General features: G+C 60.8%; 32 protein-coding genes. 17 read left to right on the top strand and 15 right to left on the bottom strand.

The window, feature by feature from the left end:
* The first annotated feature begins 37 nt into the window (after positions 1 to 37).
* Both ACFQ6Y_RS04795 and ACFQ6Y_RS04790 read left to right on the top strand, forming a co-directional pair.
* Positions 38 to 448, top strand: a complete 411-nt coding sequence (locus ACFQ6Y_RS04795) for a hypothetical protein (protein ID WP_378629631.1) — start codon at positions 38 to 40, stop codon at positions 446 to 448.
* Positions 448 to 636 (top strand): helix-turn-helix transcriptional regulator, encoded by a 189-nt coding sequence (locus ACFQ6Y_RS04790; protein ID WP_378531923.1) that lies wholly within the window; start codon positions 448 to 450, stop codon positions 634 to 636. Before ACFQ6Y_RS04795 ends, ACFQ6Y_RS04790 begins: the two co-directional genes overlap by 1 nt.
* A 24-nt stretch (positions 637 to 660) precedes the next feature.
* Here the strand turns inward: ACFQ6Y_RS04790 and ACFQ6Y_RS04785 are convergent, their stop codons facing one another.
* The 6 genes from ACFQ6Y_RS04785 to ACFQ6Y_RS04760 all read right to left on the bottom strand — a co-directional run bounded on the left by ACFQ6Y_RS04785 (position 661) and on the right by ACFQ6Y_RS04760 (position 4,815).
* Complete coding sequence (locus ACFQ6Y_RS04785) at positions 661 to 888, bottom strand: hypothetical protein (protein ID WP_378629628.1); 228 nt, start codon at positions 886 to 888, stop codon at positions 661 to 663.
* Between the two features lie 81 nt (positions 889 to 969).
* Positions 970 to 1,797: an ABC transporter ATP-binding protein gene (locus ACFQ6Y_RS04780; RefSeq protein WP_378542791.1), complete on the bottom strand. Its 828-nt coding sequence runs from the start codon at positions 1,795 to 1,797 to the stop codon at positions 970 to 972.
* Complete coding sequence (locus ACFQ6Y_RS04775; RefSeq protein ID WP_378531919.1) at positions 1,781 to 2,881, bottom strand: aliphatic sulfonate ABC transporter substrate-binding protein; 1,101 nt, start codon at positions 2,879 to 2,881, stop codon at positions 1,781 to 1,783. Before ACFQ6Y_RS04775 ends, ACFQ6Y_RS04780 begins: the two co-directional genes overlap by 17 nt.
* Positions 2,878 to 3,735: an ABC transporter permease gene (locus tag ACFQ6Y_RS04770; RefSeq protein ID WP_317825617.1), complete on the bottom strand. Its 858-nt coding sequence runs from the start codon at positions 3,733 to 3,735 to the stop codon at positions 2,878 to 2,880. Before ACFQ6Y_RS04770 ends, ACFQ6Y_RS04775 begins: the two co-directional genes overlap by 4 nt.
* 243 nt (positions 3,736 to 3,978) lie before the next feature.
* On the bottom strand, positions 3,979 to 4,293 hold the full coding sequence (locus ACFQ6Y_RS04765; RefSeq protein ID WP_378629609.1) for a hypothetical protein: 315 nt from the start codon (positions 4,291 to 4,293) through the stop codon (positions 3,979 to 3,981).
* A gap of 30 nt (positions 4,294 to 4,323) precedes the next feature.
* A complete protein-coding gene (locus ACFQ6Y_RS04760) occupies positions 4,324 to 4,815 on the bottom strand; it encodes a class I SAM-dependent methyltransferase (protein ID WP_378629606.1) in 492 nt (163 codons plus the stop codon).
* Positions 4,816 to 4,903: 88 nt separating this feature from the next.
* On the opposite strand from ACFQ6Y_RS04760, the gene ACFQ6Y_RS04755 reads away from it, so the two are divergent.
* The 4 genes from ACFQ6Y_RS04755 to ACFQ6Y_RS04740 all read left to right on the top strand — a co-directional run bounded on the left by ACFQ6Y_RS04755 (position 4,904) and on the right by ACFQ6Y_RS04740 (position 8,283).
* Positions 4,904 to 5,749: an LLM class F420-dependent oxidoreductase gene (locus tag ACFQ6Y_RS04755; protein WP_378531911.1), complete on the top strand. Its 846-nt coding sequence runs from the start codon at positions 4,904 to 4,906 to the stop codon at positions 5,747 to 5,749.
* A 104-nt stretch (positions 5,750 to 5,853) separates the two neighbouring features.
* Positions 5,854 to 6,426, top strand: a complete 573-nt coding sequence (locus tag ACFQ6Y_RS04750; RefSeq protein WP_378629603.1) for a flavin reductase family protein — start codon at positions 5,854 to 5,856, stop codon at positions 6,424 to 6,426.
* Positions 6,419 to 7,045, top strand: coding sequence for a superoxide dismutase (locus ACFQ6Y_RS04745; RefSeq protein WP_378629601.1), 627 nt, complete (start codon positions 6,419 to 6,421; stop codon positions 7,043 to 7,045). Before ACFQ6Y_RS04750 ends, ACFQ6Y_RS04745 begins: the two co-directional genes overlap by 8 nt.
* 146 nt (positions 7,046 to 7,191) lie before the next feature.
* Positions 7,192 to 8,283: an alpha/beta fold hydrolase gene (locus tag ACFQ6Y_RS04740; RefSeq protein ID WP_378629599.1), complete on the top strand. Its 1,092-nt coding sequence runs from the start codon at positions 7,192 to 7,194 to the stop codon at positions 8,281 to 8,283.
* A 1-nt stretch (position 8,284) separates the two neighbouring features.
* On the opposite strand, the gene ACFQ6Y_RS04735 is transcribed toward ACFQ6Y_RS04740, so the two are convergent.
* On the bottom strand, positions 8,285 to 9,553 hold the full coding sequence (locus ACFQ6Y_RS04735; RefSeq protein WP_378629597.1) for a VWA domain-containing protein: 1,269 nt from the start codon (positions 9,551 to 9,553) through the stop codon (positions 8,285 to 8,287).
* A gap of 173 nt (positions 9,554 to 9,726) precedes the next feature.
* On the opposite strand from ACFQ6Y_RS04735, the gene ACFQ6Y_RS04730 reads away from it, so the two are divergent.
* On the top strand, positions 9,727 to 10,719 hold the full coding sequence (locus tag ACFQ6Y_RS04730; RefSeq protein ID WP_378531901.1) for a GGDEF domain-containing protein: 993 nt from the start codon (positions 9,727 to 9,729) through the stop codon (positions 10,717 to 10,719).
* 90 nt (positions 10,720 to 10,809) lie between these two features.
* Here the strand turns inward: ACFQ6Y_RS04730 and ACFQ6Y_RS04725 are convergent, their stop codons facing one another.
* Positions 10,810 to 12,108, bottom strand: coding sequence for a DUF222 domain-containing protein (locus ACFQ6Y_RS04725; protein ID WP_378629594.1), 1,299 nt, complete (start codon positions 12,106 to 12,108; stop codon positions 10,810 to 10,812).
* Positions 12,109 to 12,265: 157 nt separating this feature from the next.
* Here ACFQ6Y_RS04725 and ACFQ6Y_RS04720 point away from each other — a divergent pair, with 157 nt between their 5' ends.
* The 4 genes from ACFQ6Y_RS04720 to ACFQ6Y_RS04705 all read left to right on the top strand — a co-directional run bounded on the left by ACFQ6Y_RS04720 (position 12,266) and on the right by ACFQ6Y_RS04705 (position 14,986).
* Positions 12,266 to 12,769 carry a MarR family winged helix-turn-helix transcriptional regulator gene (locus ACFQ6Y_RS04720; RefSeq protein ID WP_378629592.1) on the top strand — a complete coding sequence of 168 codons (504 nt, stop codon included), beginning with the start codon at positions 12,266 to 12,268 and terminating at the stop codon, positions 12,767 to 12,769.
* A gap of 11 nt (positions 12,770 to 12,780) precedes the next feature.
* Complete coding sequence (locus tag ACFQ6Y_RS04715; RefSeq protein ID WP_095968633.1) at positions 12,781 to 13,839, top strand: LLM class flavin-dependent oxidoreductase; 1,059 nt, start codon at positions 12,781 to 12,783, stop codon at positions 13,837 to 13,839.
* 8 nt (positions 13,840 to 13,847) lie between these two features.
* Positions 13,848 to 14,414: an FMN reductase gene (gene msuE / locus ACFQ6Y_RS04710; RefSeq protein ID WP_378629589.1), complete on the top strand. Its 567-nt coding sequence runs from the start codon at positions 13,848 to 13,850 to the stop codon at positions 14,412 to 14,414.
* A 239-nt stretch (positions 14,415 to 14,653) separates the two neighbouring features.
* Positions 14,654 to 14,986 (top strand): CD225/dispanin family protein, encoded by a 333-nt coding sequence (locus ACFQ6Y_RS04705; protein ID WP_378629587.1) that lies wholly within the window; start codon positions 14,654 to 14,656, stop codon positions 14,984 to 14,986.
* A gap of 20 nt (positions 14,987 to 15,006) precedes the next feature.
* Here the strand turns inward: ACFQ6Y_RS04705 and ACFQ6Y_RS04700 are convergent, their stop codons facing one another.
* Positions 15,007 to 16,176: an alpha/beta hydrolase family protein gene (locus ACFQ6Y_RS04700; RefSeq protein ID WP_378629585.1), complete on the bottom strand. Its 1,170-nt coding sequence runs from the start codon at positions 16,174 to 16,176 to the stop codon at positions 15,007 to 15,009.
* A gap of 38 nt (positions 16,177 to 16,214) precedes the next feature.
* Here ACFQ6Y_RS04700 and ACFQ6Y_RS04695 point away from each other — a divergent pair, with 38 nt between their 5' ends.
* The 3 genes from ACFQ6Y_RS04695 (at position 16,215) to ACFQ6Y_RS04685 (ending at position 19,262) form a co-directional block, all read left to right on the top strand.
* Complete coding sequence (locus tag ACFQ6Y_RS04695) at positions 16,215 to 16,673, top strand: DUF5990 family protein (protein WP_378629582.1); 459 nt, start codon at positions 16,215 to 16,217, stop codon at positions 16,671 to 16,673.
* Positions 16,674 to 16,746: 73 nt separating this feature from the next.
* Positions 16,747 to 18,228: a flavin-containing monooxygenase gene (locus ACFQ6Y_RS04690; protein ID WP_378629579.1), complete on the top strand. Its 1,482-nt coding sequence runs from the start codon at positions 16,747 to 16,749 to the stop codon at positions 18,226 to 18,228.
* A gap of 362 nt (positions 18,229 to 18,590) precedes the next feature.
* Positions 18,591 to 19,262: an NAD-dependent epimerase/dehydratase family protein gene (locus tag ACFQ6Y_RS04685; protein WP_378629577.1), complete on the top strand. Its 672-nt coding sequence runs from the start codon at positions 18,591 to 18,593 to the stop codon at positions 19,260 to 19,262.
* Here the strand turns inward: ACFQ6Y_RS04685 and ACFQ6Y_RS04680 are convergent.
* Positions 19,240 to 20,010, bottom strand: coding sequence for an ABC transporter permease (locus tag ACFQ6Y_RS04680; protein WP_378629575.1), 771 nt, complete (start codon positions 20,008 to 20,010; stop codon positions 19,240 to 19,242). The two genes, ACFQ6Y_RS04685 and ACFQ6Y_RS04680, sit on opposite strands and share 23 nt — an antisense overlap.
* A 49-nt stretch (positions 20,011 to 20,059) precedes the next feature.
* Complete coding sequence (locus tag ACFQ6Y_RS04675) at positions 20,060 to 20,497, bottom strand: GtrA family protein (protein WP_020908979.1); 438 nt, start codon at positions 20,495 to 20,497, stop codon at positions 20,060 to 20,062.
* Between the two features lie 141 nt (positions 20,498 to 20,638).
* Between ACFQ6Y_RS04675 and ACFQ6Y_RS04670 the strand changes: the two genes are divergently transcribed.
* Positions 20,639 to 21,346: a TetR/AcrR family transcriptional regulator gene (locus ACFQ6Y_RS04670; RefSeq protein WP_378629572.1), complete on the top strand. Its 708-nt coding sequence runs from the start codon at positions 20,639 to 20,641 to the stop codon at positions 21,344 to 21,346.
* 49 nt (positions 21,347 to 21,395) lie between these two features.
* Here ACFQ6Y_RS04670 and ACFQ6Y_RS04665 read toward each other — a convergent pair whose 3' ends face one another.
* Positions 21,396 to 22,892, bottom strand: coding sequence for an MFS transporter (locus ACFQ6Y_RS04665; protein ID WP_378629569.1), 1,497 nt, complete (start codon positions 22,890 to 22,892; stop codon positions 21,396 to 21,398).
* A gap of 99 nt (positions 22,893 to 22,991) precedes the next feature.
* Between ACFQ6Y_RS04665 and ACFQ6Y_RS04660 the strand changes: the two genes are divergently transcribed.
* Positions 22,992 to 23,651 (top strand): TetR/AcrR family transcriptional regulator, encoded by a 660-nt coding sequence (locus ACFQ6Y_RS04660; protein ID WP_378629566.1) that lies wholly within the window; start codon positions 22,992 to 22,994, stop codon positions 23,649 to 23,651.
* 9 nt (positions 23,652 to 23,660) lie between these two features.
* Here the strand turns inward: ACFQ6Y_RS04660 and ACFQ6Y_RS04655 are convergent, their stop codons facing one another.
* Together ACFQ6Y_RS04655 and ACFQ6Y_RS04650 are read right to left on the bottom strand one after the other, a co-directional pair.
* Positions 23,661 to 23,864, bottom strand: coding sequence for a PspC domain-containing protein (locus ACFQ6Y_RS04655; protein ID WP_378531852.1), 204 nt, complete (start codon positions 23,862 to 23,864; stop codon positions 23,661 to 23,663).
* A gap of 178 nt (positions 23,865 to 24,042) precedes the next feature.
* A complete protein-coding gene (locus ACFQ6Y_RS04650) occupies positions 24,043 to 24,891 on the bottom strand; it encodes an alpha/beta hydrolase (RefSeq protein ID WP_378629563.1) in 849 nt (282 codons plus the stop codon).
* A 229-nt stretch (positions 24,892 to 25,120) separates the two neighbouring features.
* Here ACFQ6Y_RS04650 and ACFQ6Y_RS04645 point away from each other — a divergent pair, with 229 nt between their 5' ends.
* Positions 25,121 to 25,537, top strand: coding sequence for a PPOX class F420-dependent oxidoreductase (locus ACFQ6Y_RS04645; protein ID WP_378629560.1), 417 nt, complete (start codon positions 25,121 to 25,123; stop codon positions 25,535 to 25,537).
* A gap of 1 nt (position 25,538) precedes the next feature.
* Here the strand turns inward: ACFQ6Y_RS04645 and ACFQ6Y_RS04640 are convergent, their stop codons facing one another.
* Complete coding sequence (locus tag ACFQ6Y_RS04640; RefSeq protein ID WP_279164427.1) at positions 25,539 to 25,892, bottom strand: helix-turn-helix domain-containing protein; 354 nt, start codon at positions 25,890 to 25,892, stop codon at positions 25,539 to 25,541.
* Positions 25,893 to 25,969 lie beyond the last annotated feature (77 nt).

Below are 25,969 nucleotides of genomic sequence, written 5' to 3'. Positions count from 1 at the left end.
CAGGCATGTCAAAGAACTCTTACACTTGGGAGGCTTCATGAGCACCACTGCACGGTGGAGCCTGATCGTCGGTATCGGCGTCGCAGCAACGCTGGCCTTCAGCTTTTTCGCAGCATTGACCGCCGACGATCGGAAGACGTTGGCCTTCATCGTCTTCGCAATCGTCATGGCACCGGCTTGTATCGGGTCGGCGTGGGCCCTTTTTCCATCGGAGAACAACAAGGCCCCCGCCTACCCCGAGGACACTGTCGAAACCGAATGGAGTCGCAAGGCCGGCTTCGGTGCGTTCACCGACTTGATCACTGCCATGGGGATCGCACTGATCGCGCACAATGTCTTCGGCGCTCCCGAACTGCCGCTCGTAATGTTTACAGCCCTCGGCCTGGCCGACTTCGGAATCCGGTACTGGGCAGTGTCGAGGGACCGCACCCCCACTGTCGAGATCTGATGCGCAACAACCTTCAAGAACTCCGGACGGCAGCCGGATTGTCACAGCAAGCGTGCGCCGACGCACTCGGCATCACGCGCCAGACCGTGATCTCTATCGAGAAGGGCCACTTCGACCCACGCCTGTCACTGGCGTTCCGAATCGCCGAATACTTCGACAAACGCGTAGACGACATCTTCTCGGACTGACGGAAGATCAGTCGAGCTGCGGTTTCAGTCGAACAGAGTTGGCGATCCGTTTTCGTCGTTCCCGTCTTCGACGGCCGTTTCTTTCTTGCCCGAGCCCTTGCGGACGACGGTCAGCGTCGTCGTTCGACGCGACAACCTGTGCCCGTCACTGTGTTCGAGCAGCGCCATGCCCTGGCGAACTTCGACTACCGTCCACGGACCCGCATGGCCGGCTGCCTGCACGAGGTCACCGGACTCCACCTCAGTTGCCATGACCACTCCTTGTTCGTCGTGTCCTGCACGTTCTCCCTCCTATTATCGACGCGGTCGCCTGGTAGTCGACGCGCAGGGTACCTACGCTGCAGCGGCAACCTTGACGGCGTGGCCGACTTCGGCTCGGAATGCCGCATATTCGGGTGAGCCGCGGAGCTCGTCAGGGTCGACGCCTGTTCGTGGCAGATCGATTTTCAGATCGAGCGCGACCTTGCCCGGCCTGCTTGTCAGGACCACGACCCTGGAGCCGAGAAATGCTGCCTCGTCGGCGCTGTGAGTGACGAAGACACTCGTTCGCCCGGACTCGGCGCTGACGTTGCGGAGGTCCTCCTGCAGACGCTCGCGGGTGAGGGCGTCCAGCGCGGCAAAGGGCTCGTCCAACAGAAGCAACGACGTTTCGGCCGCCAAGGCCCGGGCAATTGCCACCCGCTGCTGCTGCCCGCCGGAGATCTCCCAGATTCGCCGGTCCGCAGTGCCGCCCAGCCCGACGCGGTCGAGGAGTTCGTCGCGTCTTTGCCCGCGGTCGCTCTTTGCAACGCCGGCGTATTTAAGTGCCAGATCGATGTTGCCGCCGACGGACTTCCACGGGAAGAGCCGCGGCTGCTGAAACACCACTCCCGCACTCGACCCGGGGATCGGGTCGGATCCCGACACCTGAACCGTTCCGCTGGATGGGTTTTCGAATCCCGCAATCAACCGCAGCAAGGTGCTCTTGCCGCAACCCGACGCTCCGACGAGGACCAGGAACTCACCAGGTGCGACGTCGATCGATACCGGTCCGAGCGCCGTTACCGACTCTCGGCCGTGGCCGTATTTGTGTGAGACGGTGTCGATTCTGATCGCGCCCGGGCGGTCGGCTGCGAACCCTCCGACCGCCTGCTGCGCGGTCACGCTACTGGTCAAGGACATCGGGAAGCCCCTTCACATAGAGAGCATTCTGAAACACCGTCAGATCAGGCACACTGTCGATCTGCTTCTGCTCAGCCAGGAATTGCGCTGCACTCTGCAGGTTCACTGCCAAATTTCCGGGAGCGCCTTCGGTGCCCAGCCATTCCGGCGAGGAGATCTGCTCGGGGGTGAGGAACACACCCTGCTTCAGCTGCGCTGCCGCGTCTTCCTTGGAGGCGCCCAATTGCGCGGCAACAGCTTCCGCTGCCGCGTTCGGGTCAGTGGCGATCGTCGTGAGCGCGCGGGCCTGAACCTGCCGCCAGGTGTCGACGATCTCGGGGTGATCCTTCGCAAACGCGGTCGACACCACACCCAGGTCCAACGTCGGCTTTCCTGCCGTCGCCAGCTCGCGGCTGGCGATCAACTGTGTTCCGTCCTTGCGGAGTTCGTCGAGCGTGGGCAGCCAGGTGTAGACGGCGTCGATGTCACCTCGCTGCCAGGCGGCGAGTGATGCTTGCGGCTGGAGATCCACCAACTGGACGTCATCTGCGCTGAGTCCGGCCTGGTTCAGAGCCGCCAGCAGACTGTAGTGAGCGGTCGACGCGAATGCCGTGGCCACTTTCTTGCCCCGCAGATCTGCCACGGTCTTGATTCCGGTTGCGTTGCGGGCCACCAGAGCTTCGTTGTCACCGGCCACATCGAGAACAAACGCAACCTGGTACGGAATGTTCAGCGGTGCCGAGAGTCCACGAGCAACCGGACTCGAACCGATTGCACCGAAGTCGATTTCACCGGCAATGAAGGCGGTGTTGATATCGGCTCCCGAATCGAACTTCGTCCACTTCACGTTGTACTCGGGCAGCGCGTCTTCGAGCCAACGGTTGTTCTTGACTATCAAATCGCCGCTCGGGAAGGACTGGTAGGCAATGCGAATCGTTTCCTTGGACGAATCCTGGCCGGAATGATCCACCGAGCACGCACCGAGAACCAGTGCGAGGACGCCGATCAGCACCGTGAACGCCGTCCGGGAAGCCCTTCCCTCGCTGTACTTCAGGTTGCTGCTGCGCGTCAGATTACTGCTGGCGCGATTCTGATTGTCACTCATACTTTTCCCCTCCAGGGAACGGCGCGGCGCTCTGCAGCCCGCAGCAGTCCATCGATGATCAGGCCGGAGAATCCGATGGCGAAGATCCCCACCAGCACAACCGGTGTGTTGTTGTAATTGCTTGCATCCTTGACCATTCCGCCGATTCCGGGGATGCCGTTGAACAGTTCGGCTGCGACCACCGACGAGTACGCCATACCCACCGACAGCCGAATTCCGGTGAAAGTTTCCGGCAAGGCCGACGGGACGACCACGTCTCGGATCACTTGTGCCCGTGAAGCTCCCAACGCTCTGGCCGCTTCGACCAGCCCTACGGGCGCCGCGACGACAGCAGCTGTGGTGGCCACTGCTGCGGGCGGGAGAGCAGCCAGCGCCAGCAATGTAATCTTCGGTGCCTCGTCGATTCCCAGCCAGATCACCAGCAGGAAGAAGTACGCCAAGGGCGGCAGTGCGCGCAGGAACGTCAACCACGGTTCGAGCAGACTCCGCAGCCATGACACCGATCCCATGGCCAATCCGAGAATGACGCCCAATCCGACGCCGATGATCACACCGACCAGCACCCGTCGCAGCGTCATGTAAAGGTGCTCCCAGAGCAAATACCCCTGGTAGCCCCGCACTCCGTCATGGGTGGTCATCGTGTTGACGAAGGCATGCCAGACCGTGCTCGGAAACGGCACGAAGGTCTCACTCCAGGTCCCGCTGGCTGCCGCGACCTGCCACAGCGCCAAGAATGCGATCACCGAAAGCACTGGAAGTCCTACGGTGGTCACACTCGAAGCCCACGGCCGACGCGGCTCACGGTTCGATTCCGAGGCCGGTGTTGGTTCTTTTGCTTCGACAGAAGTCGACATCGCTGTTCTTCCTCGACGTACGGAAATTCCGGCACATATGCAGCTACGAGTGCATATGCAAGGACGAAGGCGCACAGGGAGGCGCCATTCTCACTCAGGAGAGTCGGAAGGAATCAACAGCAACAGCAGTGAGCACCAAGACGGCACAGGTCGACGGCGATGCGTCGTGTCAGTGGCGTCGTGGGCATGGGGGTAATTAGTACCTGTGTCGTCAATTACCCGCAAATGCGGGGGAAATAGGCGTCAGCCTGCCAAGCGAACGGACAGCGAATACATCAGCGGCAGCTCGGGACGTCCGGCCGGGACTCCCCAGCGTTTGCCGCCGAGTTCGGTCATCTCCTCGAATCCTTGCCAGCCGTTGGCGTACTGGTATTCGTCGAAGGACTCGAGCAGCAATCCGGCCCGACGCAACGCGCCGAGTACCTCGGCAATAGAACAGTTGAATTCACATGAGGGGAAAGGATTTTCGAAATTCGCGATTCCAACTCCGGGAGCACCCGGCAAGACAAGATCGACTGAATCTGCCACGTAGTCGCCGACGCCACCGGGTTCGGTCACCGGGGTCCCGCCTCCGTACGGGTATGTCAGCTAACACTTCTCGTCGAAACACATGGCAAATGGATGAAACTCCACCAGAACGAATCGACCGTCAGGCGCCAGAACACCGGCAATCCCCTCTGCCCACTCGTCGAGATCGGGCAACCAGATCACAGTCCCGTACGAAGAAAAGACTCGGTCGAACTTTCTTTCAGCGGCGGCAGCTTCGCGGAGCCATCCAGATACTTCCGCTCGCTCGAACTCGGCGGCAATGTCGGATTCCGTGGACAAGGTTCGGGCGAAGTCGATCGCGGAATCCGAGAGGTCGACGCCGGTCACGTTGGCACCGAGGGCCGCCAAGCTCAACGAATCCTGACCGGAATTGCACTGCAGATGCAAAATCGAGGAGCCTGCAATCTCGCCGAGCAGCGCCACTTCTTCCGGAAACAGGGTCGACCCGCCGTTGCGAAAGAACTGTGCCTGGTCTCCTTCCACCTCTCGGCCCACAACAAGTCCGCCCGAGTCCACCACGACCTCGGTCACGTCGGCAATCGATTTACTCGGCCGGAAACCTATCCGAACGATCCTGGAACAGGTTACAGTTTTTCGAAGGACCATCGAAGGAGAACCAGTGCGCTACGGACTCAGCCTGTTCACCAGTGATCGCGGCATTCGCCCCGCCGAGGCGGCAAAGGCTGCCGAGGCGAATGGATTCGACGCCTTCTACGTTCCGGAGCACACTCACATCCCGGTGTCGAGGGATTCCGATCACCCCGGAACCCAGTCCGCCGAATTACCCGACGACCGTTACATGCGCACACTCGACCCCTGGGTCGCCCTGGGTACCGCGGCGTCGGTCACGAGCACCATCCGGTTGGGTACGTCCGTCGCTCTCCCCCTCGAACATGATCCGATCACTCTCGCAAAAACCATCGCGTCGCTGGACCACCTTTCCGACGGCCGCGTAGTTTTCGGCGTCGGATTCGGCTGGAATGCAGAGGAACTCGCAGACCACGGCGTACCACCGAACAAACGCCGGACCGCACTCCGCGAGTACCTCGAAGCCATGGGAGAACTGTGGTCGAAGGAAGAAGCTTCGTACGACGGCCAATTCGTGAAGTACGGGCCAAGTTGGGCCTGGCCCAAGCCTGTTCAAAAACCCCGTCCGCCCATCCTCCTGGGAGGTGGCGGCAACGAGAAGACTTTCAAGTGGATCGCCAAGTCCGCCGACGGCTGGATCACCACACCGATCGAGCAGGAGATCGACGGAAACGTAGAACTGCTTCGAAAGATCTGGGCCGAAGCAGGTAGGGTCGGCGAGCCTGAAATAACAGTCCTGGCAGGCAAACCCGACCCGGAGAAGCTCGCCCACTGGGCCGACATCGGTGTCACCGAAGCAATGTTCGGCACTCCGGACAAGAGCCCCGAAGAGGTTGTCGGATACATGGAACGTCTGGCAACCAAGCTCGGACGGTGAGGTCCGCCACAGCGCCTTGACCTCAACTGCACTCGAGGTTTTAACGTCGGTATTGCACAAGACAGTGCAACGACAGAAAAACCGAGGCAGAAGAGGGGCGAGGAGTGACCACAAAACTGGTTGGCACCCAATCTGTTTCGGGCCACGCCGTCGATTCGGAGCTGTCCATCCGAAGCTCCTTCGTCGAGGCGTTCCGGAACCATCCCGCCGGCGTCTCGATCATCACGGCAACGGGCGACGACGGCCCGGCCGGCATCACGTCGTCGTCGGTAATCTCGATCAGCGCCGATCCAGCAGTTCTGGCGTTCTCGCTGCAGTCGTTGCGAGGTTCTGCCAGAGTCATTGCTTCCGCCCGCAGTTTTGTTGTTCACCTGGCAAATTCGGCAAACGAGCGACTGGCTGCCACGTTCGCGACCCGCAGCGCCGTGCGCTTCGGGGACGACATGCCTTGGTCGTTTCTGCCGACCGGTGAACCGTTCCTGCATGGGACGGGCCATGCCCTGCGCGCAGTTCCCTTGAATGCCACAACGTGTGGCTCCGCAGTGATTGTCACCGCACGCGTAGTCGACGTCATCGATCCGCAGCAGGTTTCGGAGCCACTGGTCTATCACGATCGAACCTACAGAAACCTGTCCCCTCACAACATCTCCTCAAAGGAAGGCACGTCACATGACTGAATACGTTCTCCCCGAGCTGGATTACGACTACGCCGCTCTCGAGCCCCATATCTCCGGCGAGATCATGGAACTGCACCACAGCAAGCACCACGCCACCTACGTGGCGGGCGCCAACAGCGCAATCGAGCAGTTGGCTGCTGCCCGCGAAGACGGCACGATTACCGCGAAGGCACCGCTACTCAGCAAGAACCTCGCCTTTCACCTCGGCGGCCACACCAATCACTCCATCTTCTGGAAGAACCTCTCCCCCAACGGTGGTGAGCGGCCGGAAGGCGAGTTGGCGGCTGCGATCGACGAGCACTTCGGCTCCTTCGACGCATTCGTGAACCACTTCTCCGCTGTAGCAACCACTTTGCAGGGATCCGGCTGGGCAGTACTGGCCTACGACACGATCGGGCAGCGACTGGTCATCGAGCAGCTCACCGATCAGCAAGGCAACATCAGCATCGGCATCGTTCCGCTGCTCATGCTCGACATGTGGGAGCACGCGTTCTACCTGCAGTACAAGAACGTCAAGGCCGACTACGTGAAGGCCTACTGGAATGTCATCAACTGGGAAGACGTCGCACAGCGCTACGCAACGGCCACTGCCGCGACGGGCTTGATCGTCCCGGCTTGATTATTACCGATCGACCCAGCTCGGCACGGTGGCTCCGTTGCCGAGCTGGGTTTCTACACCCCAGACGTCGATGTATGTGAAGGCAGGTAACATACACCGAGCGCGGCCGACTCGGCCGTCAGCCGATTCGACTCCGAGGGGAAGCAGTGCTGGATATCAGTGGCTTGATCGCGACGTGGCGTCCGACGCTGGACACCGCAGCGCGCAACGCGTGGGGACTCTCGTTCGGCGACGGCGTCGAGAAGGCCGAACGCACCCCGTCCGTGCTGATCAGCGAAGGTCCACACCGCGATCTATATCGCTTCGGTGCATTGTGGACACCGAAGGGCAACCCGGTTCTTCTCGTGCCGCCCCTCGCAGTTTCCGCCGATTGCTACGATCTTCGTCCAGGCCAGAGCCTCGCCGCCCACCTACTCGGCGGCGGCAACACTCCCTATCTTCTCGACTACGGAACCATGCGGTACTCCGACCGCGGAATGGGATTCGAGGCCTGGGTCGACGACATCATCCCCGAAGCGATCCGCTCCATATCGGATCTGCATGACGGCGCTGCCGTTTCCGTGATCGGGTGGAGTCTCGGCGGAACCATGTCTCTACTCACGAGCTCCGCGCACCCCGACCTTCCGATCGCGTCGATCACCGCGATCGGCACACCGATCGACTACACGAAGATTCCCGCCATCAGCCCCTTGAGGCTGATCGGCAAATACACCGGTGACACGCCACTCACGTCCGCGACCAATCTCGTCGGCGGACTACCCGCTCCCCTCGTTCAGGCGAGCTACAAGGTGACGGCTTTGCAGCGTGAAGTCCTCAAGCCGTGGTTCATCGTGCGTAATCTCCACGACACCGAGACTCTGGCTCGTATGGAATCGATCGACAAGTTCATGGGGGCAATGCCCGGATACCCTGGCAAGGCGTTTCAGCAGATCTGCGAACAACTCATGCTCGGCAACGGACTTTACAACGACGCCATCACACTTGCCGGACGTGAGATCAAACTGTCCGTACTGAAGGTCCCCGTTCTCGCGATCGGCGGCGCCACTGACGTGATCGCACCCATCGCTTCGGTAGAGGCGATCACCTCGGTCCTCACCGGAGCGCCGTCAGTTCGATTCGAAAAGGCACCGGGCAGTCACCTCGGTCTCGTTGCCGGTCCCACCGCGCGAGATTCCACCTGGACTTTCATCGACGAGTTCTTGAAAGAGAATGCACCGCAGCTGGTTTCGACCAGCTGAGTCACGGCTTCGTGATGCCTGCGGCCACAGCCGCCTTGTGCCAATCCGGGAACTCACTCAGCAAACGGGTGTACAGCTGAGCGTCGTCGACGGTGTCGATGTCGTCCAGCGCGAAGAATCCGGCATTGTCGACCACCCTGCCGTCGAGGTCGTCGAGCTTCTCCAGCACTCCGTAGTTGGCCTTGCCGATTCCGACGAACTGCCAAAAGGCCGGAAGCCCAGACGCTTCGCGCATCAGTTTCGTGATTTCCTTGCGCTCACTGAAGCCGCCGTCGGTGAAGAACAGGACAAGCGTAGGGGCCGAACCACGGGTCAGGCCGGAGAGTATCTCTGTCATGATCGGCACTTCGCGATTCGCGGCGCCGATCTTGTCGTAGTTGAAACCGCCGTGCGAACCGCGTAAGTGCAGGTAGGTGTCAGACCACTCTTCCGCATCATGCACGGAGATCTCGGGAAGCTTGATGAAGCTGACTGCATACAAGTAAGGCTCGAGTTTGCCGTCGTCATCGAGTTGGATCGCAACGGGGACCATGCGTTCGACAACGCGGTGAACCACCCTGGTACGGTACTGCTTGGCCATGCTGCCTGTTTTGTCGATCACCAGAACCACTCGCGCACGAATTCCGTTGCCACCCTTGGTCAGCAGGACCTTGGCCACCTCACGTTTTCGGAGGTCCAGTTTCTCCCGCTTCACCATCGAGAGTTTCGCCTCGTCAGGCACGCTCCGAATTCCGTCTACCGATTCAGCGGACCCGGCAGGTTGGGTCTGCGGTTCCTCGTCGACAGAAACGCCGAATGCTGTTACCAGATCTGCCAATCCGCTGTCCCAGCCAGCTGACACGTTGCGCAGCTTCCACCCCGCGCCGCGGCGATAGATCTCGACGAGGACCGCCGCTCTCTCTGTCGTCAGACCCAAAGCCGGAGCCACAACCGCGACGGAACCGGCCTGTTCCACGACGACGCCCATGTCACGGACTGAAGAAAGGGTTCCGTTTGCCGCCGCATCCAACGCCACGGCAACACTCAGCTGGTGAATGTCAGCGGGCACCCTTGCGATGTCGATTTCGATTACGCCGCCGGACTCCAAGCGCACCGCGCCTTCGGGTGAGACCGGCTGATTGAAGAAGATGAAATCCGCGTCATCGCGCACTGTGTTGCGATCATCGAGCTGGAACACCATCAGATCCACCGTGCCCGGGGCGCTACCGCTCACCGCCACTTTCAATGAAGTTCCGTCAATGACTGTGTTCGCCCCACGCGCCAGCTCCATACCGGAAGATTAGCTGGCCGCTTCCGATTGCCTGCCTGGCGGTCAGAAGAATCACAGCACACTTTCAGCAATCGTCGGGATTCTCGAGGCAGACTGTTCGAGGGAGATATGTCGTACACGGGACCAAGAGCCTGCAGATCGACAGAATCGGACTGTCGATCAGGAGGTCAACGATGTCGCACGGTCAGGCGCGCACCATCCCGCCGATGACATTCCCGTCGTTGCCACTCCCGTCAATGCCGTTGCTTCCGCCATTGACGAATTTCGACCAAGCAAGTCGCTCGATCGTCTCTTATCTCGACGACCACCTCCCGTTGGCACTCTGGTCGATCACGCGATTCGACGGGTCGAACCAGGTTTTTCTGACCGTTTCACCCAACCCCCTTCACATCGAAGTCGGCGAGACACGCGCGTGGCAAGACACCATGTGCAGCGAGGTCGTCTGCGGAAATGCGCCACCGGTCTCGTCCAACCGAGAACTCGTGCCCGCGCTTTCCCGAGATGACAGGTGGGAAGGGATTGGCGCCTACGTGAGCATTCCGATTCTGCACAGCGACGGCAGCCTCTTCGGAACGCTGTGTGGCGCCGACCCGACCCCGGGCGATTCTGTTCTCGAGGACAACGAAGCACTACTCACGCTCCTGTGCCGGCTTCTCGGAACCATTCTCGACGTCGACTATCAGCGTGCGCAGTCGGTTCGTCTGGCCGAAACTGCGCAACTCGATGCCGAGACCGACCCGTTGACCGGCCTTCTCAATCGTCGTGGATGGAATCGCTTCCTCGAAGCCGAGCAAACGCGATACCGGCAATTCGCCGATCCGGGATCGATCATCATCGTTGATCTCGACGGCATGAAGACCATCAACGACGAACTCGGTCACGCCGCCGGCGACGAGTACGTCCAACGGGCCGGTGAAATCCTGGCAGCGTGCGCGTACCCGGGCGCCGTAGTTTCGCGGTTGGGCGGCGACGAGTTCGGAATCGCCTTGTCCGACACACAACCACACGCTGTCGACTACCTGATCGAGCGTTTGGAGAAGTCCTTCCGGCTAGCCGAGGTGCGCTGTTCGGTCGGGCGGGCTGACTTTTCGATGTCCCAGAGTCTCTCCGAGACTTGGGATGCGGCTGATGCCGAGATGTACCGACAGAAGCGCTCGAACCGCTGATTCGACTCCGCCACGGCCTGTCGGCACCGCAGCGGGGGATCCCTTCGATGCGGTGTTCGGCCGTATTCTGTTGTACCCGAGAAGCTGTTCTCAGGTTTTGAAGGTGGTGTTCGCCGGCCGCGGGTGCCGCTGCGGGTCGATCGAGGGCGGCGGGATGAACCACGGTTTGTTGTCGACGCCGATCCGAATCGCCCACTTGCCGACGAACCCCGATTTGCGGTGCATCAGCCGGTGATGCGAACGGCACAGCAGGACAAGGTTGCTCATCACCGTCGGACCACCGTTCGCCCAGTGCTTAATGTGGTGTGCGTCGGTCCAGGCCGGTACGCATGTGCAGCCGGGGAACGCGCAGCCCTTGTCTCGGGCGATCAACGCCACTCTCTGTTCGGCGCTGACCAACCGTTTTCCGGGTCTCGCATCCAACGGCGCCCCGTGATCGTCGAGCAATACGGTCGACAGGAAACAATCGCAGCCGAGAAGCCTGGTCTGCGAGACCGACAGCGGCCCGAGCCATGGCATGTGTCCGACGTCGAGATCCGACGGGGACTCTTCACCATCTGAAGGCGCGGCGGCGCAGTCCCGATGCTCAGCGAGATCGCGCGCGTTGATGTACACGTTCACATGCGGACGTTGCCCACCATCGGTTCCGGTTTTGGCGCAATCCAGATAGCGGCGGATCAGTTCGGTGAACCCGTCCGCCGTCCGCTTCGCCGCCGACCGTGCATCGGGAGTTCCATCGGGCGCTGGGGTCGGCATCGTCAAATTCGACAGGGCCGACAGCAACATCTCGCCGGTGAGAGCGTCGAAATCGCCTCGCACCACCACCCGACCGTTCAGCGTCGACGCGATACGCAACTCATTGAGATCCACGTCTTCGGCGGGCGGAATCTCATCGGATTCGAACACCCGCTCCAAGGTCGCGATGACGTGCCGCACCTTCGTTGTTGTCGCCTCCACCCCCGACGCAGCCGCCAACAACAAATCGATGCAGCGAGGTAGCGCTTCCTCCGGCATCCCCTTCGGCGGGGACTCACAAAACGCGACGATCAAGACGGCGTGATCGAACGAGCAATCCCCGCAATCGAACCGAGCCGCCACAGCCGAGAACGGCCGTAGCGCGGCGCCCAGGGCGGCGATCTTCTTCCCGTCCCGAACCTGCAGCATCGTGTTCGCCGCCAACCACGAACCGACGCCGCGGCTGGCAATCACCTGATCATCCGGGCGCATCGACAGTTCGTCCACCACCGCCACACGCACCGCTTCCAGGCGAAGAATCTCCGCACTCGCCTCGATAGCAGCGGCGCGCAACTCCGCAGCAGTCAACTGCCACAGGCGTCCGCGCAACCCCACCGCAGAACCAGACACCACATCCGACAACAAGACACTCATAGAATCCCCCGATCCCCCCCTCAACAATACTCGAACATGCGTTCGAGTCAATCCCTTGCTACCAGCGCAAATAAGAGCAGGGAATAGTTCGACCGTCGCACGCGTATTATTTGAGTAAGCAATACTTGCGGTCGCAAATAAATGGAGGGCGTCACCGATGACAACTGATGAACACGTACGGGGTCGTGTGTGGCGCGACCTCGTCGTCTCCCACAGCGTCATCCTCGGCAAGATGGAGGCGGACCTTCGAACCACCACCGGACTCACCCTTGGCCAGTACGACGTTCTGCTCCGACTGCACGAAGCTCCGGGAAACACCATCCGCATGGGCGATCTGGCCGAGCTTGTCCTGGTCACCACCAGCGGCGTGACGCGCGTCGTCGATCGATTGGTCCAGGCGGGATTAGTGGAGCGCGTTCGACCGGACAACGATCGACGCGTCGTGACGGTATCGATGACGCCCGCAGGCAAGCAGACACTTCGAACGGCTTCCGCCATACACACGCGAGGAATCGCCGACTACTTCTCCGATCTCATCGAACCTGAAGAGCTTCCGGTACTCGACCGCTTCTTCTCCCGACTTGCCACACACCACGCGAATCAAAGCGGCGCTTGCGATGCGCACGTAGAACAACTTTCCATCACCCCCACGAACAGATAGCGAGAAACAACGTGGCTTTCGAATTGGGCGTCTACCATTTCGGTGAACTCACCCCAGATCCCACTACCGGCGCGATGATGAATCCCGGTGTCCACCTTCGTCATTTGGTGGAGCAGGCAACCGTTGCCGATCAGGTGGGACTCGACGTCTTCGGCGTCGGCGAACATCATCGCACCGACTTTGCAGTCTCGGCCCCTGCAGTTGTACTCGCAGCAATGGCTCAGGCCACCGACAACATCAAGCTGTCCAGTGCAGTGACCGTCCTGAGTTCCGACGATCCTGTCCGCGTGTTTCAACAGTTCGCGACGGTCGATCTGCTTTCCGAAGGCCGCGCCGAGATCATTGCCGGCCGAGGCTCCTACACGGAGTCGTTTCCGCTTTTCGGGTACGACCTTTCCCAGTACAACGAACTCTTCGCCGAAAAGCTCGACCTACTACTGAAACTGCGTGACGAGAACCCAATCAACTGGGAGGGCCAACTTCGCGCACCACTGATCGACGGTGACGTGACACCTCGTCCGGATCGCCAGATTCCCGTGTGGATCGCGGTCGGAGGTACCCCGGCCTCGGTTGTCCGTGCTGCGAAACTCGGCCTGCCCCTGTCACTTGCGATCATCGGTGGGAGCTACCAGCAGTTCGAACCGTTCGTCGATCTGTACCGCAGGGCTGCAGCGGAGTTCGGACATGATCCGAAGAAGCTCGCTGTCTCTATTGCTTCGCCGGGGTTTGTCGACACCTCGAAGCAAACAGCACTCGATACGTCCTACCCGTACTTCCAGGCCGGCTGGATGCAGAATCATCATCAGCGTGGAAACGGAGTTCCCATGCCGCGCAGGGCATACGAAGCGCAGGCAACCACCGCCGGCGCGTTCTTCCTCGGTGGCCCGCAAGAAATCATCGACAAGACGATGGCGCAGTACGAGCTGTTCCATCACGACCGCATCATGATCCAGATGGGCTTCGGCAATGTTCCGCAGAAGGACATGCTCCGCTCGATCGAGATCCTCGGCACCGAGGTAGCCCCCGTGGTGCGCAAGGAAATCGAATCGTTGAAATCATCTGAGAAATAGGAATTTCAGTGAGCACGCCACTTAAAGTTGTCGCCGTTGTCGGCAACCTCCAGAAGCCTTCCAAAACTCGCGCACTCGTCGATCTGATCGTCGAAACCTTCAGTGACTTCGAGCAGATCGACGCACAGGTCATCGAGATCGTGGATCTGATTCCCGGGCTCGCGACAGCTCTGGATCGCGATCAGGTCGACTCTGTCACCGCCGAAGCGCTGGCTGCAGTCGAGTCCGCGGATATCGTCATCGCCGCGTCACCGGTTTTCCGCGGCTCGTACACGGGACTGTTCAAGCACTTCTTCGATCTCGTCGATCAGTACGCACTCGCCAACACTCCGGTGATACTTGCCGCGACAGGTGGCAGCGAACGCCATGCTCTCGTGTTGGATCATGCCCTGCGGCCCTTGTTTGCCTTCTTTCAAGCGCTCACAGCTCCTGTCGGGATCTATCTCAGCTCAGGTGATTTCGACGGAACCACGATCCTCAACCCTGAGGTCTTCGAGCGAATCGAGATGGCAGCGAACGATGTTCTCCCCGTAGCTCGGATGCTCGCGGAGCGGAACCGAAGTGTACTGACGTGAGCGCCCCAAGTTCACGAGCCTTTGCGAGCCGATATCGAGGTTCTCGAGAACGGGCACACGCCGCAATTTCCGAATTGGCGGACCATATGCAGTCGCACCTCGATTTCGAGGAGGCCACACTCTTTCCGTACTTCCGACGGATGGATCGCGACTGGCATTACGGCTGATCACGCGCATTCAGTGATTCTTCAGCTCCATCGCAGTAGCGTCGTAAGGGCCACCTCATGTCAGGAGCCCCAATGACGACCCCGGATCAACCCACCGTCCAGCAATCCGTTCCTCAGCACCCAATTCGACCACCTGTCAATGCCGGTTGGGCAGTGGTCTCGCTGCTGTTCTTCTGGCCGCTCTCCTTCGCCGCCTTCACGCACGCCTTCAACGTGTATCCCTTGTGGGCCGACGGCGATGTCGCCGGATCGCGGTACGCGTCCGATCGCGTGAAACGACTCGGCCAGACTTCACTGTGGATCGCGGGCGGACTGCTACTCCTCGTCTGCATCCTGTACGCGATTGCGGCGATCGTGTGGTTCGCCAACGGCGGCCACGACTACGGCCCACGGCGAATGCGCTGAACAACCACACCACCAATCCATCACCTCATCAATCGATCGATGAACTCCATGGTCTGGTCCATTGAAGCGACCGTCGTTTGGCCGTGACTGATCCCGTTGAGCTCCTGATACTCGAATTGCGTTCCTCGCGTACGCATATCGAACAGCTGCGCCCAGGTGAGCGCGACAGGTACAGTTGTGTCCGAAAGACTCTGCACCACACGCAGTGGTCGGTCGTATCCGTCGACCGGCACCTGCATCATCTCGCGGAACAGGTCGTACATGCGTGGCGTCCAGACCGACCGAGAGAACAACGAGCCCAACTGGATTCGCTCGGTTCGAATTTGTCGGCCGAGATCCCCGGCGCACAGAGATCGCGCCTTTTCCATCCACTCGATTCCCTGGGGCGAGAGAACCTCACGAATGTTCTCTTCGGGTCGTTGGTCGTCGATTCCAGCCAGGACATACAGCGCGTACCCCACTAATCCAGTGATGCCGATGTCGGGAAACAGCGGTCCCCCCAACGGGAACAGACCTTCCATATGTGTGGGTCCTGCAACAACAACCGAGCCGCGGAAATCCAATTCCGGTGCACGAGCGGCAGCCTCGCGTCCCGCGAAGTACGTCGCGTGACCACCTTCGGACAGACCTGCGACCATCCACCGCGGGCTCAACACGTTCCCGTACAACTCGTGTGCGGCCCGCACGATGTCGACGGCATTCGCGCCGGCGGCATGCCCGTCGAGATACGCCAATACCCCGTCGGTGCCCAGACCCGAGTAGTCGGTAGCGACAACTGCATATCCCTGGTCCAACCAGCGTTCGATCGGTTCGATCTCCCCTGGACCGAATCCGGTTGACGAAGGCGCACACTGATCGGCGCTGCCCAGAGTTCCGTGGGCGTAGGAGATGACGGGCCAGCCGCCGATCGGTGGCGCACCTTCCGGTAGAAACACCGACCCTGACGACTCTCCCCACCTGTCGGCAGTTCGCAGGGTCCGATAGACAACTCGCTCCGCTGCACCGGTACCGACCGGAAGGGCTGCAGCCGAGAGCAGTTCGTGCGATTCCAACGCACCCGCGACTTCCGGTTCGTCCGCAGTCGCCACGGCAACACCTGACACCACCACAAGACTCGACAACGGCAGGCTCGACAACACAATGCTCGCCACCACGGCGGCAACAACCCTTTTACCCGAACGCCTCACCACGCCAACCCCTCCCGACCCGTGCAGAGCATGATGTCGATATGCAGATCATCATCACCGGTCACAGCCTGCCCGGACGGGATTGTTCCGAAACCGCAACCTTCGAAGGACGGAGCAACATCCACGTCGGCGTCCAGCGCCGGGGCAAGCCCCACGAAATCCTCGACCTCGTACCGGGAGACTCCGAAACAGTGCGGTGGGAATTGGCAGCGAACCTCGACAGAAAGCCCAATGCCTGGGACATTCTCGGACCGTACATCCAGGGCCCACCGCGCGGACGCTTCATCTACCTGTCCTGGGTGACGTTATCCGAGGACCAGACGTTCGAGATGTTCCGGCGCGCAAAGCTGATGCTCGACGCGGTCCCCGAGCACGTCATTGACGAGGCCGACGGTTCCGACGTGCTCCACGGAGATCTCGGACTCACCGACGCCGCAGGTAAACCACTGTGCGCGGCGATCCGGCCGCCGACGATCACGTGGACGTCCTCGCCTTACTGAGCATCGTTCAGTAGTGTGGTGAACGAACACTTACTCTGTGGGTGACCACGCGATCGATACGGAGTCCGAACTGATGAGCACCGAACACCTCGATGTCCTGATCGTCGGCGCCGGCTTGTCCGGCATCGGTGCTGCGTATCGACTCCAGACCGAACTGCCCGGTAAGTCGTACGCAATTCTCGAGGCCCGTGCGAACAGTGGCGGAACCTGGGACCTCTTCAAATACCCCGGTATCCGTTCGGATTCCGACATGTTCACGCTCGGCTACCCGTTTCGCCCGTGGACAGATGCCAAAGCAATTGCCGACGGTGGTTCGATCCTCCGGTACGTGCGCGAAACCGCTCGCGAAAACGGCATCGACAAGAAGATTCGGTACAACCGGAAGGTGACGGCAGCATCCTGGTCGTCAGCGGACTCGACGTGGACAGTCACCGTGAGGACTGACGGCGAAGACGAAACACTGACCTGCAACTTCCTGTATCTCTGCAGCGGTTACTACAGTTACGACGGCGGATACACCCCCGACTTTCCCGGACGCGAATCGTTTGCCGGCGAGGTGGTGCACCCGCAGTTCTGGCCCGAAGAACTCGATTACTCCGACAAGAAGGTCGTCGTGATCGGAAGCGGCGCCACCGCAGTCACTTTGGTCCCCACGATGTCGCGGGACGCAAGCCACGTCACGATGCTCCAGCGATCGCCGACCTATATTCTGGCGCTGCCGTCCAGCGACAAGGTGTCGGACACCATCCGTGCGGTATTGCCGAATCAACTCGCGCACAGCATCGCTCGATGGAAGAGCGTCGTAGTGAACCTCAGTTTCTACCAACTGTGCCGACGCAGTCCGGCGCGCGCAAAGAGGCTGCTGAACCTCGCGATCAGTCGTCAACTCCCGGAAGAGATCCCACTCGATCCCCACTTCACACCCACCTACGATCCATGGGACCAGCGCTTGTGCGTCGTACCGGATGGCGATTTGTTCAAAGCCCTCCGATCCGGCAAGGCTTCGATCGAGACCGATCACATCGACACCTTCACCAAGACCGGGATTCGGCTCGCATCAGGACGCGAACTCGAAGCCGACATCATCGTCACTGCAACAGGATTGAAGATGGAAGCATGCGGCGGGATGTCGATCGAAGTGGACGGTGAACCCGTCACCCTCGGTGATCGTTACGTCTACAAGGGCATGATGATCAGCGACGTACCGAACTTCGCGATGTGCGTCGGATACACCAATGCCTCGTGGACTCTGCGAGCCGATCTCACGTCGATGTACGTGTGCCGACTACTGACCGAGATGGACAAGCGCGGCTATGCGAAGTGTGTGCCGCACGCGACCGAAGACATGGACCAGCGTCCGATCCTGGATCTGGCGTCCGGGTACGTCATGCGCGCGGTTGAACAGTTCCCGAAGCAGGGATCGAAGTCACCCTGGAACATGCGTCAGAACTACATCCTCGATCGTCTTCACTCGACGTTCGGGAGCATCAACGACCACATGACGTTCTCGAAGGCGCCAGTTCGAAGTTCGAAACTGGTACCGAGCAAGAGTTGATCGGCGCCCGCATGACCAAGTAGAGCAGTCGAGCAAATCCACCAATCGATCCGAGAACAAAAAACACGCCCGAACCTGCGACGACGGCACAGAGTGCACCCAGGACGATGATCGTCGACGCCTCGATCATCCGACCGGCGGACTCCGATCCGAGAACGTGTATTTCATCAACTCCTTCGTCCATAAAACTATTTTCAGCCAACCGTCCAGCCGGTTTGTAGGGACTTTAGTCACAAGTCGGGTCAAAATGGACTCATAAATGCAGGTCAAGCGTTCAGTTGGTGGTCGCTGTCGGTCGATTCTCAGACTGTTCCGTAGTGTGCGCATCACAGAAAGCAGAACCAATACCGGCGGGGGACACAATGAAGGTCATCGTTTTCGGCGCAACGGGGATGGTCGGCAACAGCGTCTTGCTCGAGTGCCTCGACGATCCACGAATCGGCACCGTCGTAACCGTCGGCCGCAATTCGTGCGGTTCAACTGCCCCGAAGATCGTCGACATCGTTCACCGCGACCTACTGGACTACTCGGCAATCGAAGCAGATCTGATCGGCGCCGACGCCTGCTTCTTCTGCCTCGGTGTGTCCTCCGCAGGAATGAACGAAGCCGACTACACCCACATCACGGGTGACATCACGCTTGCCGCCGCCACAACGCTGTCGCGCTTGAACCCGCAGATGGTCTTCGTCTATGTGTCCGGTGAAAGCGCCGACTCCACCGAAACCAGCAAGACCATGTGGAAGCGAGTACGTGGCGCAACCGAGAACGCGCTACTCACACTCCCCCTCACGACCTACATCCTCAGACCGGGGTTCATCCGTCCGCGCCCGGGATCGCCGTCGAAAACGTGGTGGTACAAGCTCTTCTATCAGGCTTCCGTGCTTCTCTACCCACTCCTGCGCAAGGTGTGGCCCAACGGCGTTACCACCAGCGAGAACATCGGCAAGGCGATGATCTCCCTCGCTGCGAACACTCCCGATCTTCCCGACCGTGTCCTGCGCAGCGACAAGATCAACGAATTCGCGCAGGCCTGACAGCCTTTCCCCGAAATACGAAGCCACGGGCAACGAGTTCCAAAGCCACAGCTACAGCGCAGGTTTGCGCCAACAACAGCCCAGCCAGGACAAGAATCTGTACTGCACCGGCCTGAACAGCCGACCCCGTCGCAAGCAGAACGCCGACAAAAGCGCCGGGCAATGTCACGAGGCCGACGGTGCGGGTCTGGTCGACTCCTGGCAACAGGGCGTCGGACGCGGCGGTACGGGCGACTTCCCACCGCGCATCGCGTTGCGAGAAACCCAGGCTCAGTGCGGCTTCCACTTCCCCGAAACGATCGTCGACGGCGTCGAGTCCGCGTTTGGCTGCCATCGACGTTGCTGTCATGGCGCCGCCCAAAACAATTCCGCCGATCGGGACAAGAGCGACGCCTTCGACCGGAACCACTCCGGAAAGCAGCATGAGTGGCAACACCACACCGATTCCCGATGCCAACGCGACGGTCAGCCACCCGCCGGAAGTTCCTGCGCCGGAGCGTCGTGCAGCGGTGAACGACGCCGCAGCGAACATGCCGACGAGCACGAGGAGTGCTGACCAGATGTGAGCCAATGCCGCGGCAAGGATCAACGAAACAGCAGCCAATTGAAGGGCGCCGCGTGCGAGCGCGCCGGGAACTATCCGAATGCTACCGAGGCGAGCGAATCGGTAGACGAGTGTGGCCACGAGCGCCATGAAAATACAGAGCACGGCCAGACGGACGCCGGAATCGGCTATCGAAAGGCTCATGGGTCACAGTGTTCCTTACGAACCGTTTCGATCCGAACCCGCGATCCGCTCAGAAAACCCAACCGCGAAGTGCGACAAACCGGAGACCGCCGACAATTCCGCTCACTGCGATCACAAGGCCCGCTTGAAGGAGCCCGTCAGCACCGGGCAACAGGAATCCGAGCGCACTGATGGCAGCAGAACTGGCGATCAATCCGACCAGGGCGAGCCCACCACCTTCCCACTGAGCAGTGAACCAGTTGACGCGATCCGCGGCGTGGAAGGTGAGCCGGCGATGCAGCTCGTTCGCAAGAATGGTGCTCAAGACTGCACCTACAGCATTGGCGACCAGCGCTCCGTCACCGCGCAGGGCCAGAAAAGCGGCGAAGTAGAGAATGTTGCTGGCTCCGCCGACGAGAGCAAAACGAACGAGCTGGGCAAAGGCACCGTCTCCGGCAAGAGCGCGAAGCCTCGTAGCCGCAAAACCCGCGCTCCGCGTACCCACCATCGAGATCGGATTGCTCCCGACCCAGATGTCAGACGTGCTCATATCGGCTTCTCTCGTACGGACAATCGGAACCACACGTTCCGCTTAGCAATATAGCACTAACGGAATCGATCATTCCGCTTAGTGCCGTAGACTGTGAGGATGCCGACAACCCACCCCGACGCTTCTCGTGCGGGGACCTCGGCCGACTGCTCACAGCCGCGCCTTCGGTCCGACGCCAAGGCCAACCTCGAGCGGATTCTCAACTCCGCCCGCGAGGTGTTCGCGGCCCAAGGACTGGACGCCACTCTTGCCGATGTGGCGAAACACGCGGGCGTCGGCGTCGGCACTGTCTATCGGCGGTTCGCCAGCAAGGACGAGCTGATCCAGGCCCTGTTCGACACACGGTGCTCCGAGATCGAAACGATCGCCGCCACCGCCCGCGAGATGCCCGACGCCTGGGAAGGCCTTGTCTACTTCCTCGACGTGATCTCCCTGCGCATGGCGGACAACCGCGGATTCGGTGATCTCCTGATGGACGGGCGCTTCACGTCCGACACTTTCGCTCGCGCGCGCGCGGGGATCGCCCAGCACACCGCGGCACTCGTCAATCGTGCCAAGGAACAGGGCACCCTGCGCAGCGACTTCGAAGTCAACGACATTCCGCTTCTCATGCAGGTCGTCAAGATGGCCCAGAAGTTCGGCGGCGACGAGGCCCCTCAGGCTTACCGCCGCGCACTCGGGTTCATGATCGACGGACTCTGCGCTTCCCGCACCGGCCATCAAGAACTCCCCGTCCCGGCGCTGTCGTCCGAACAACTCGATCACGTCCTTCATCGGTTTCAGGCATCGCCCGATAAGAACTGCTGACTCGATTTCGGGGTCGACGCCGCAATGGCGTCGACCCCGAAATTTACTGTCAGTGGGCGATTACCGGCTCACCTTCGGGCGAATCGGGAAGCAGTCCACTCCGCAGAACCAGTCCGGTCAAGACCGCTCCGACCGCGAAAATACCTGCTGCCCAATAGAACGTCGTGGTGTAGCTCTCGACGGCAGCCTGTGCCTGAGTGAGCGGATTCATCTCGCGGCCCACCAGGTAGTTGGTGGAAGCCGAAGCCGCAATCGTGCTGAGCAACGCGGTACCGATCGAGCCGCCCACCTGCTGCATCGTATTGACGGTGGCAGATGCGACGCCCGCATCTTCGTGATGCACGCCGGAGGTTGCGCCCTGCATGGACGGCGCGAAGATGCTACCCATACCGAGTCCGGTGACGACGAGCCCCGGGAGGATATGGACGGCATAGGTGCTGTCCACGGAAATCTGGGCCAGCAGCGTCATTCCGATCGCCGCGATGACCATTCCGCTCACGATCAGCACTCGCGGACCAACGCGAGGGAGCAAGACCGCTGTCGAAAGCGTTGCCGCCGTCACGATTCCGAACACCATCGGCATGAATGCGAGGCCGGTCATGATCGGGCTGTACCCGAGGATCAGCTGCATGTAGTACGTCAGGAACAGGAAGACTGCGAACATACCTGCGCCGGAAAGGAAGATCGCGAGATACGAACCGGCCCGGATTCGGTCGAGGACCACCCGCAACGGAAGGAGCGGATGTTCGGACTTGGTCTGCCAGTAGATGAACGCCGCCATGAACACGACGCCGGCAGCGAGCCACGAAATGGTGGGAGTTGCACTCCAACCGTCCGACTCGGCCTTCGAGAATCCGAAGACGATGCTGAACAAGCTGATCGAGACCAGGATCGTTCCTGGGATATCGAGCTTCGGCCGCGAATCACTGGTGTGCGGCGCGAGCAGCAGGACTGCTCCGACCAGAGCGATTGCCGCGAAGAAGAGGTTCACGAAGAGGCACCAGCGCCAGTCGACCCACTCGGTGAGCGCTCCGCCGAGCAACAGTCCGATAGCGCCGCCGCCGCCGGCAACAGCACCGAAGATACCGAAAGCCTTTGCACGCTCAGCCGGATCCGTGAAGGTCACGGACAGCAAAGACAGCGCTGCCGGAGCAAGGAGCGCACCGAAGACGCCCTGGCCGGCACGAGCGGCAACAAGCATTTCGAAGTTGACGGCTGCGCCACCGATGGCGGAGGCGACCGCGAAGCCGATCAGGCCGACGATGAAAGTTCGCCTGCGCCCGAACAAGTCACTCAATCGACCACCCAACAGCAACAAGCTGCCGAACGCCAAGGCGTAAGCCGTGATGATCCACTGGCGGTCGGAATCACCGAACTCCAGTGAGCGCTGCGCAGCCGGCAGCGCGATGTTGACGATGGTGGCATCCAAGACCACCATCAGCTGCGCAATTCCCAGAACCGCGAGAACCAGCCACCGCTTTGCGTGGTTGTCCCCTGAAGGCGCTGAGGACTGCTCGAATTCAGTCCGTTCAGCAATGTCTGACATAGTCCCTCGCCCAACCTATGCGGAGATGACTTCTCCGGTTAGCAAAAACGCTACACGAAAACGGAGAGGCTGTCTCCACTTGACGGGTAGAGTGGAGACATGAGTACCGCAATGGAGCGCCCCCTTCGCGCCGATGCTGCACGTAATCGGCAGTTGATCATCGATGCCGCACGTGAATTGTTCGCCGAAGAAGGGATCGACGTCACACTCGACGACGTCGCCCGACGCGCGGGTGTCGGCGTCGGAACCGTCTATCGGCGGTTCGCGAGCAAGGAAGAACTGATCGACGGAGTCTTCCAGCAGAACTTCGCCGACATGGCGGCGGCCGCCGAGGCATCACTGAGTAATCCGGATCCGTGGGACGGGCTTGTCACGTTTGCCGAATTTGCCTGCAGCCGTATGTCGGTCAACCGTGGACTCAAGGACGTCATGAACGGGACCGACGAGGGCTGCGAGCAGCTGGCGTGCCAGCGGTCCATCGTCGAACCGTCGGTCGAGCGGATCTTCTACCGGGCCCAGGACGCCGGGATGCTGCGCCCCGACGCCGTCGTCACCGACCTTTTCGGCCTCGTCTTCATGGTGGGCGCCGTCACCGAATTTGCGCAGCCCGTCAACCCGACTGTGTGGCGCCGGTACCTTTCGGTGATGCTCGACGGACTACGGACCGAGGGCTTACACCGCGACCCGCTCCCCCTCCCCCCGCTCAGTGCCGATGAACTGCACGAGGCCAAGCAATGCCTGAAAGACCGCCGCCGTTGAGCGGTTCGATCAGATTTCCTCACGAGGAATGAAAATCCACATGACGATGTAGATCAGAAACTGCGGGCCGGGCAGCAGACAGGAGAGCACGAACAGCAGGCGGACGGTCGACGACTTCCACCCGAAGTATCGTGCGATCCCGGCGCAGACCCCGCCGAACATTGCGCCTGAGCGAGCTCGAGTGAGTTTGCGGGTCTTCATCGGCGAAGTCATGTTCTGTGCCCCTTCAGTAGATCTCGCGGACTATCCGCGTCGATCTCCACTATCCGCCGCCGGGGCACTCACGCACATCAGGCCATGGACCCATCTTTTCCGGCCGCAATACATACCCAGGTACCAGTCTGTCCCCGCGTCGGACTCAGGGTTCTCCCCCACATATCGGCCCCAGACTTCAGCGCGGGAACAGCCGCCGAAGTCGTTTCGGTGCCGCAAAAGGTTGCCAGTTGTCGACGTCCTGCGCCAGACGGTCGGCGACCGTCCACAACGCCGACGGGTTGTGGGTCAATCCCATGTGACTGCCTTGCACCGCAACGCTTTCCGACAATCCGGACGTGGTTTCACAACATGCTTGCCACGGAACGATACCGTCGTGTCTGGAGTAGACCGACGTGGCAGGAACCGAAATGGGCGGCCCCTGTTCGGATTCGATGCCGTCGACTGGAGGCAGTATGGCGTGCTTCCCGGACAAACGAGCGTAGAGCGATCCGACTCTCGTCTGCTCCAGACTGGTCAGAGCGAAAGGACTTCCGAGTGCCACCACCTGTCGCACCGAATCTGGCAGGTCCCTCGCCAGTTTACGAGCGTAGATACCGCCCAAGCTCCAGCCGATGACCGACACCTTCTGCTCGTATCGATCCGCCACCTGGGCCAATGCGGCGGGCAATCCGTCGACCACCATGGCGGTCGGGCCGGTGTTGACGCCCAGATTCCAGCCATGGACGCGGTATCCGAGGAAACTCAGGTACGCCCTCAAGGCAAGAGTCGACACGTCCGATGTCAGCAATCCGGGGAGAACGAGGACTGGATGCCCGTCTCCACGCGGTGATCGAAGCAACCAAGGGGCCGCGAGAAGCAGTGAAGCGATGTCGACCAGTCCGCGCGTCGGCTCGCTCAGACACATCGCCAGAGATGGGGGCCCCGGAACGAGTGGGCCGACTTCACGAATCAGCGCCGATCTCTGCGCCCATTCGAATTCAGTTTCCGCGAAATCGATCGCAGAGACTTCCGCAACTACGGACACCTGGACTCCTGTCAGCCGGTGCCCTGATGGGGGCGGTTCCGCGGGCTGTGTGCTCAACCCGCGGAACCTTGTCCTCGTCCACCACCGGTAGCGAACAGGACCCGTTCTGCCCACAGATTCGTGACCAAATGCCTCTCGACCCCACGAACACTGTGTGATCCAGAACACTAGTTTTGGATACGTTGCATCTACGTTGCGTACATGTTTCGTCGCGCCGAAGGAGAAATAGTTGTCATTCACGGACGAAGAAATCGCCTACCTGCAGTCGCAGCCACTGGCACGCGCGGCCACCTTCTCACCGGACGGTCAACCCGATGTCGTGCCGTTGGCTTTCGAGTACGACGGGGTCCATTTATGGATCGGCGGGGTCGGCGAAGCCGTCCTGAACACCAAGAAGTTCCGCAATATCGGTTCGGGGCAACTCGAAGTCGCCCTCGTCATGGACGACATGCCGTCATTCGAGCCGTTTGTCGCGCGCGGGATCAGGATCTACGGGATCGCTGAACAGCCGATCGAGAGGGTAGGAATGGCCGGCCCCGGAATCTATTCACGCATCACGCCGACAGTCTCGTGGAGTTGGAACTTGGCGGGAGAACCGGCAGGTGACACCTGGTACGAGTCTCACAAGACTGTTCATACGCAATAGGTCAGTTCGGGCAACTCTCGGGTGGCAGATTCTCCGCGGCCCAGGTGGTCAGTTCACTGAGAGCGGGGAGCAGTGCCTGTCCCGACGCCGTGAGTTCGTACTCCACGGCGATGGGCGGACCTGCGTCGACGGTCCTCGTAACCAGGCCTGCCCCGGCCAGCTCCGTCAGGCGTTCCGAGAGCACCGAATCGCTGATCCCGCCGACCGCTCGCTTGAGTTCGGAGAATCCCGCCGGCCCGTTCAGCAGCGTGCCGAGAATGACGCCGTTCCATCGTTTGCCCAGGAAGCCGAACGCACGGGCCAACGCCCCGTCACATGCGCGGGGCTCGTGCTCCGCTTCGCTCTTGCTTGCCACCCCACCATCCTAGTCATAGTGCTAACGTATCCGTAGGCACTATTTTTTTACTAGCAACTAGCTTTACCGGGCAAAGT

The organism is Rhodococcus sp. NPDC056516 (assembly GCF_042794655.1).
Classification (GTDB): Bacteria; Actinomycetota; Actinomycetes; order Mycobacteriales; family Mycobacteriaceae; genus Rhodococcus_F.
The sequence above is the reverse complement of the archived record's forward strand: the minus strand, read 5'-3'. Positions and strand labels throughout refer to the sequence as shown.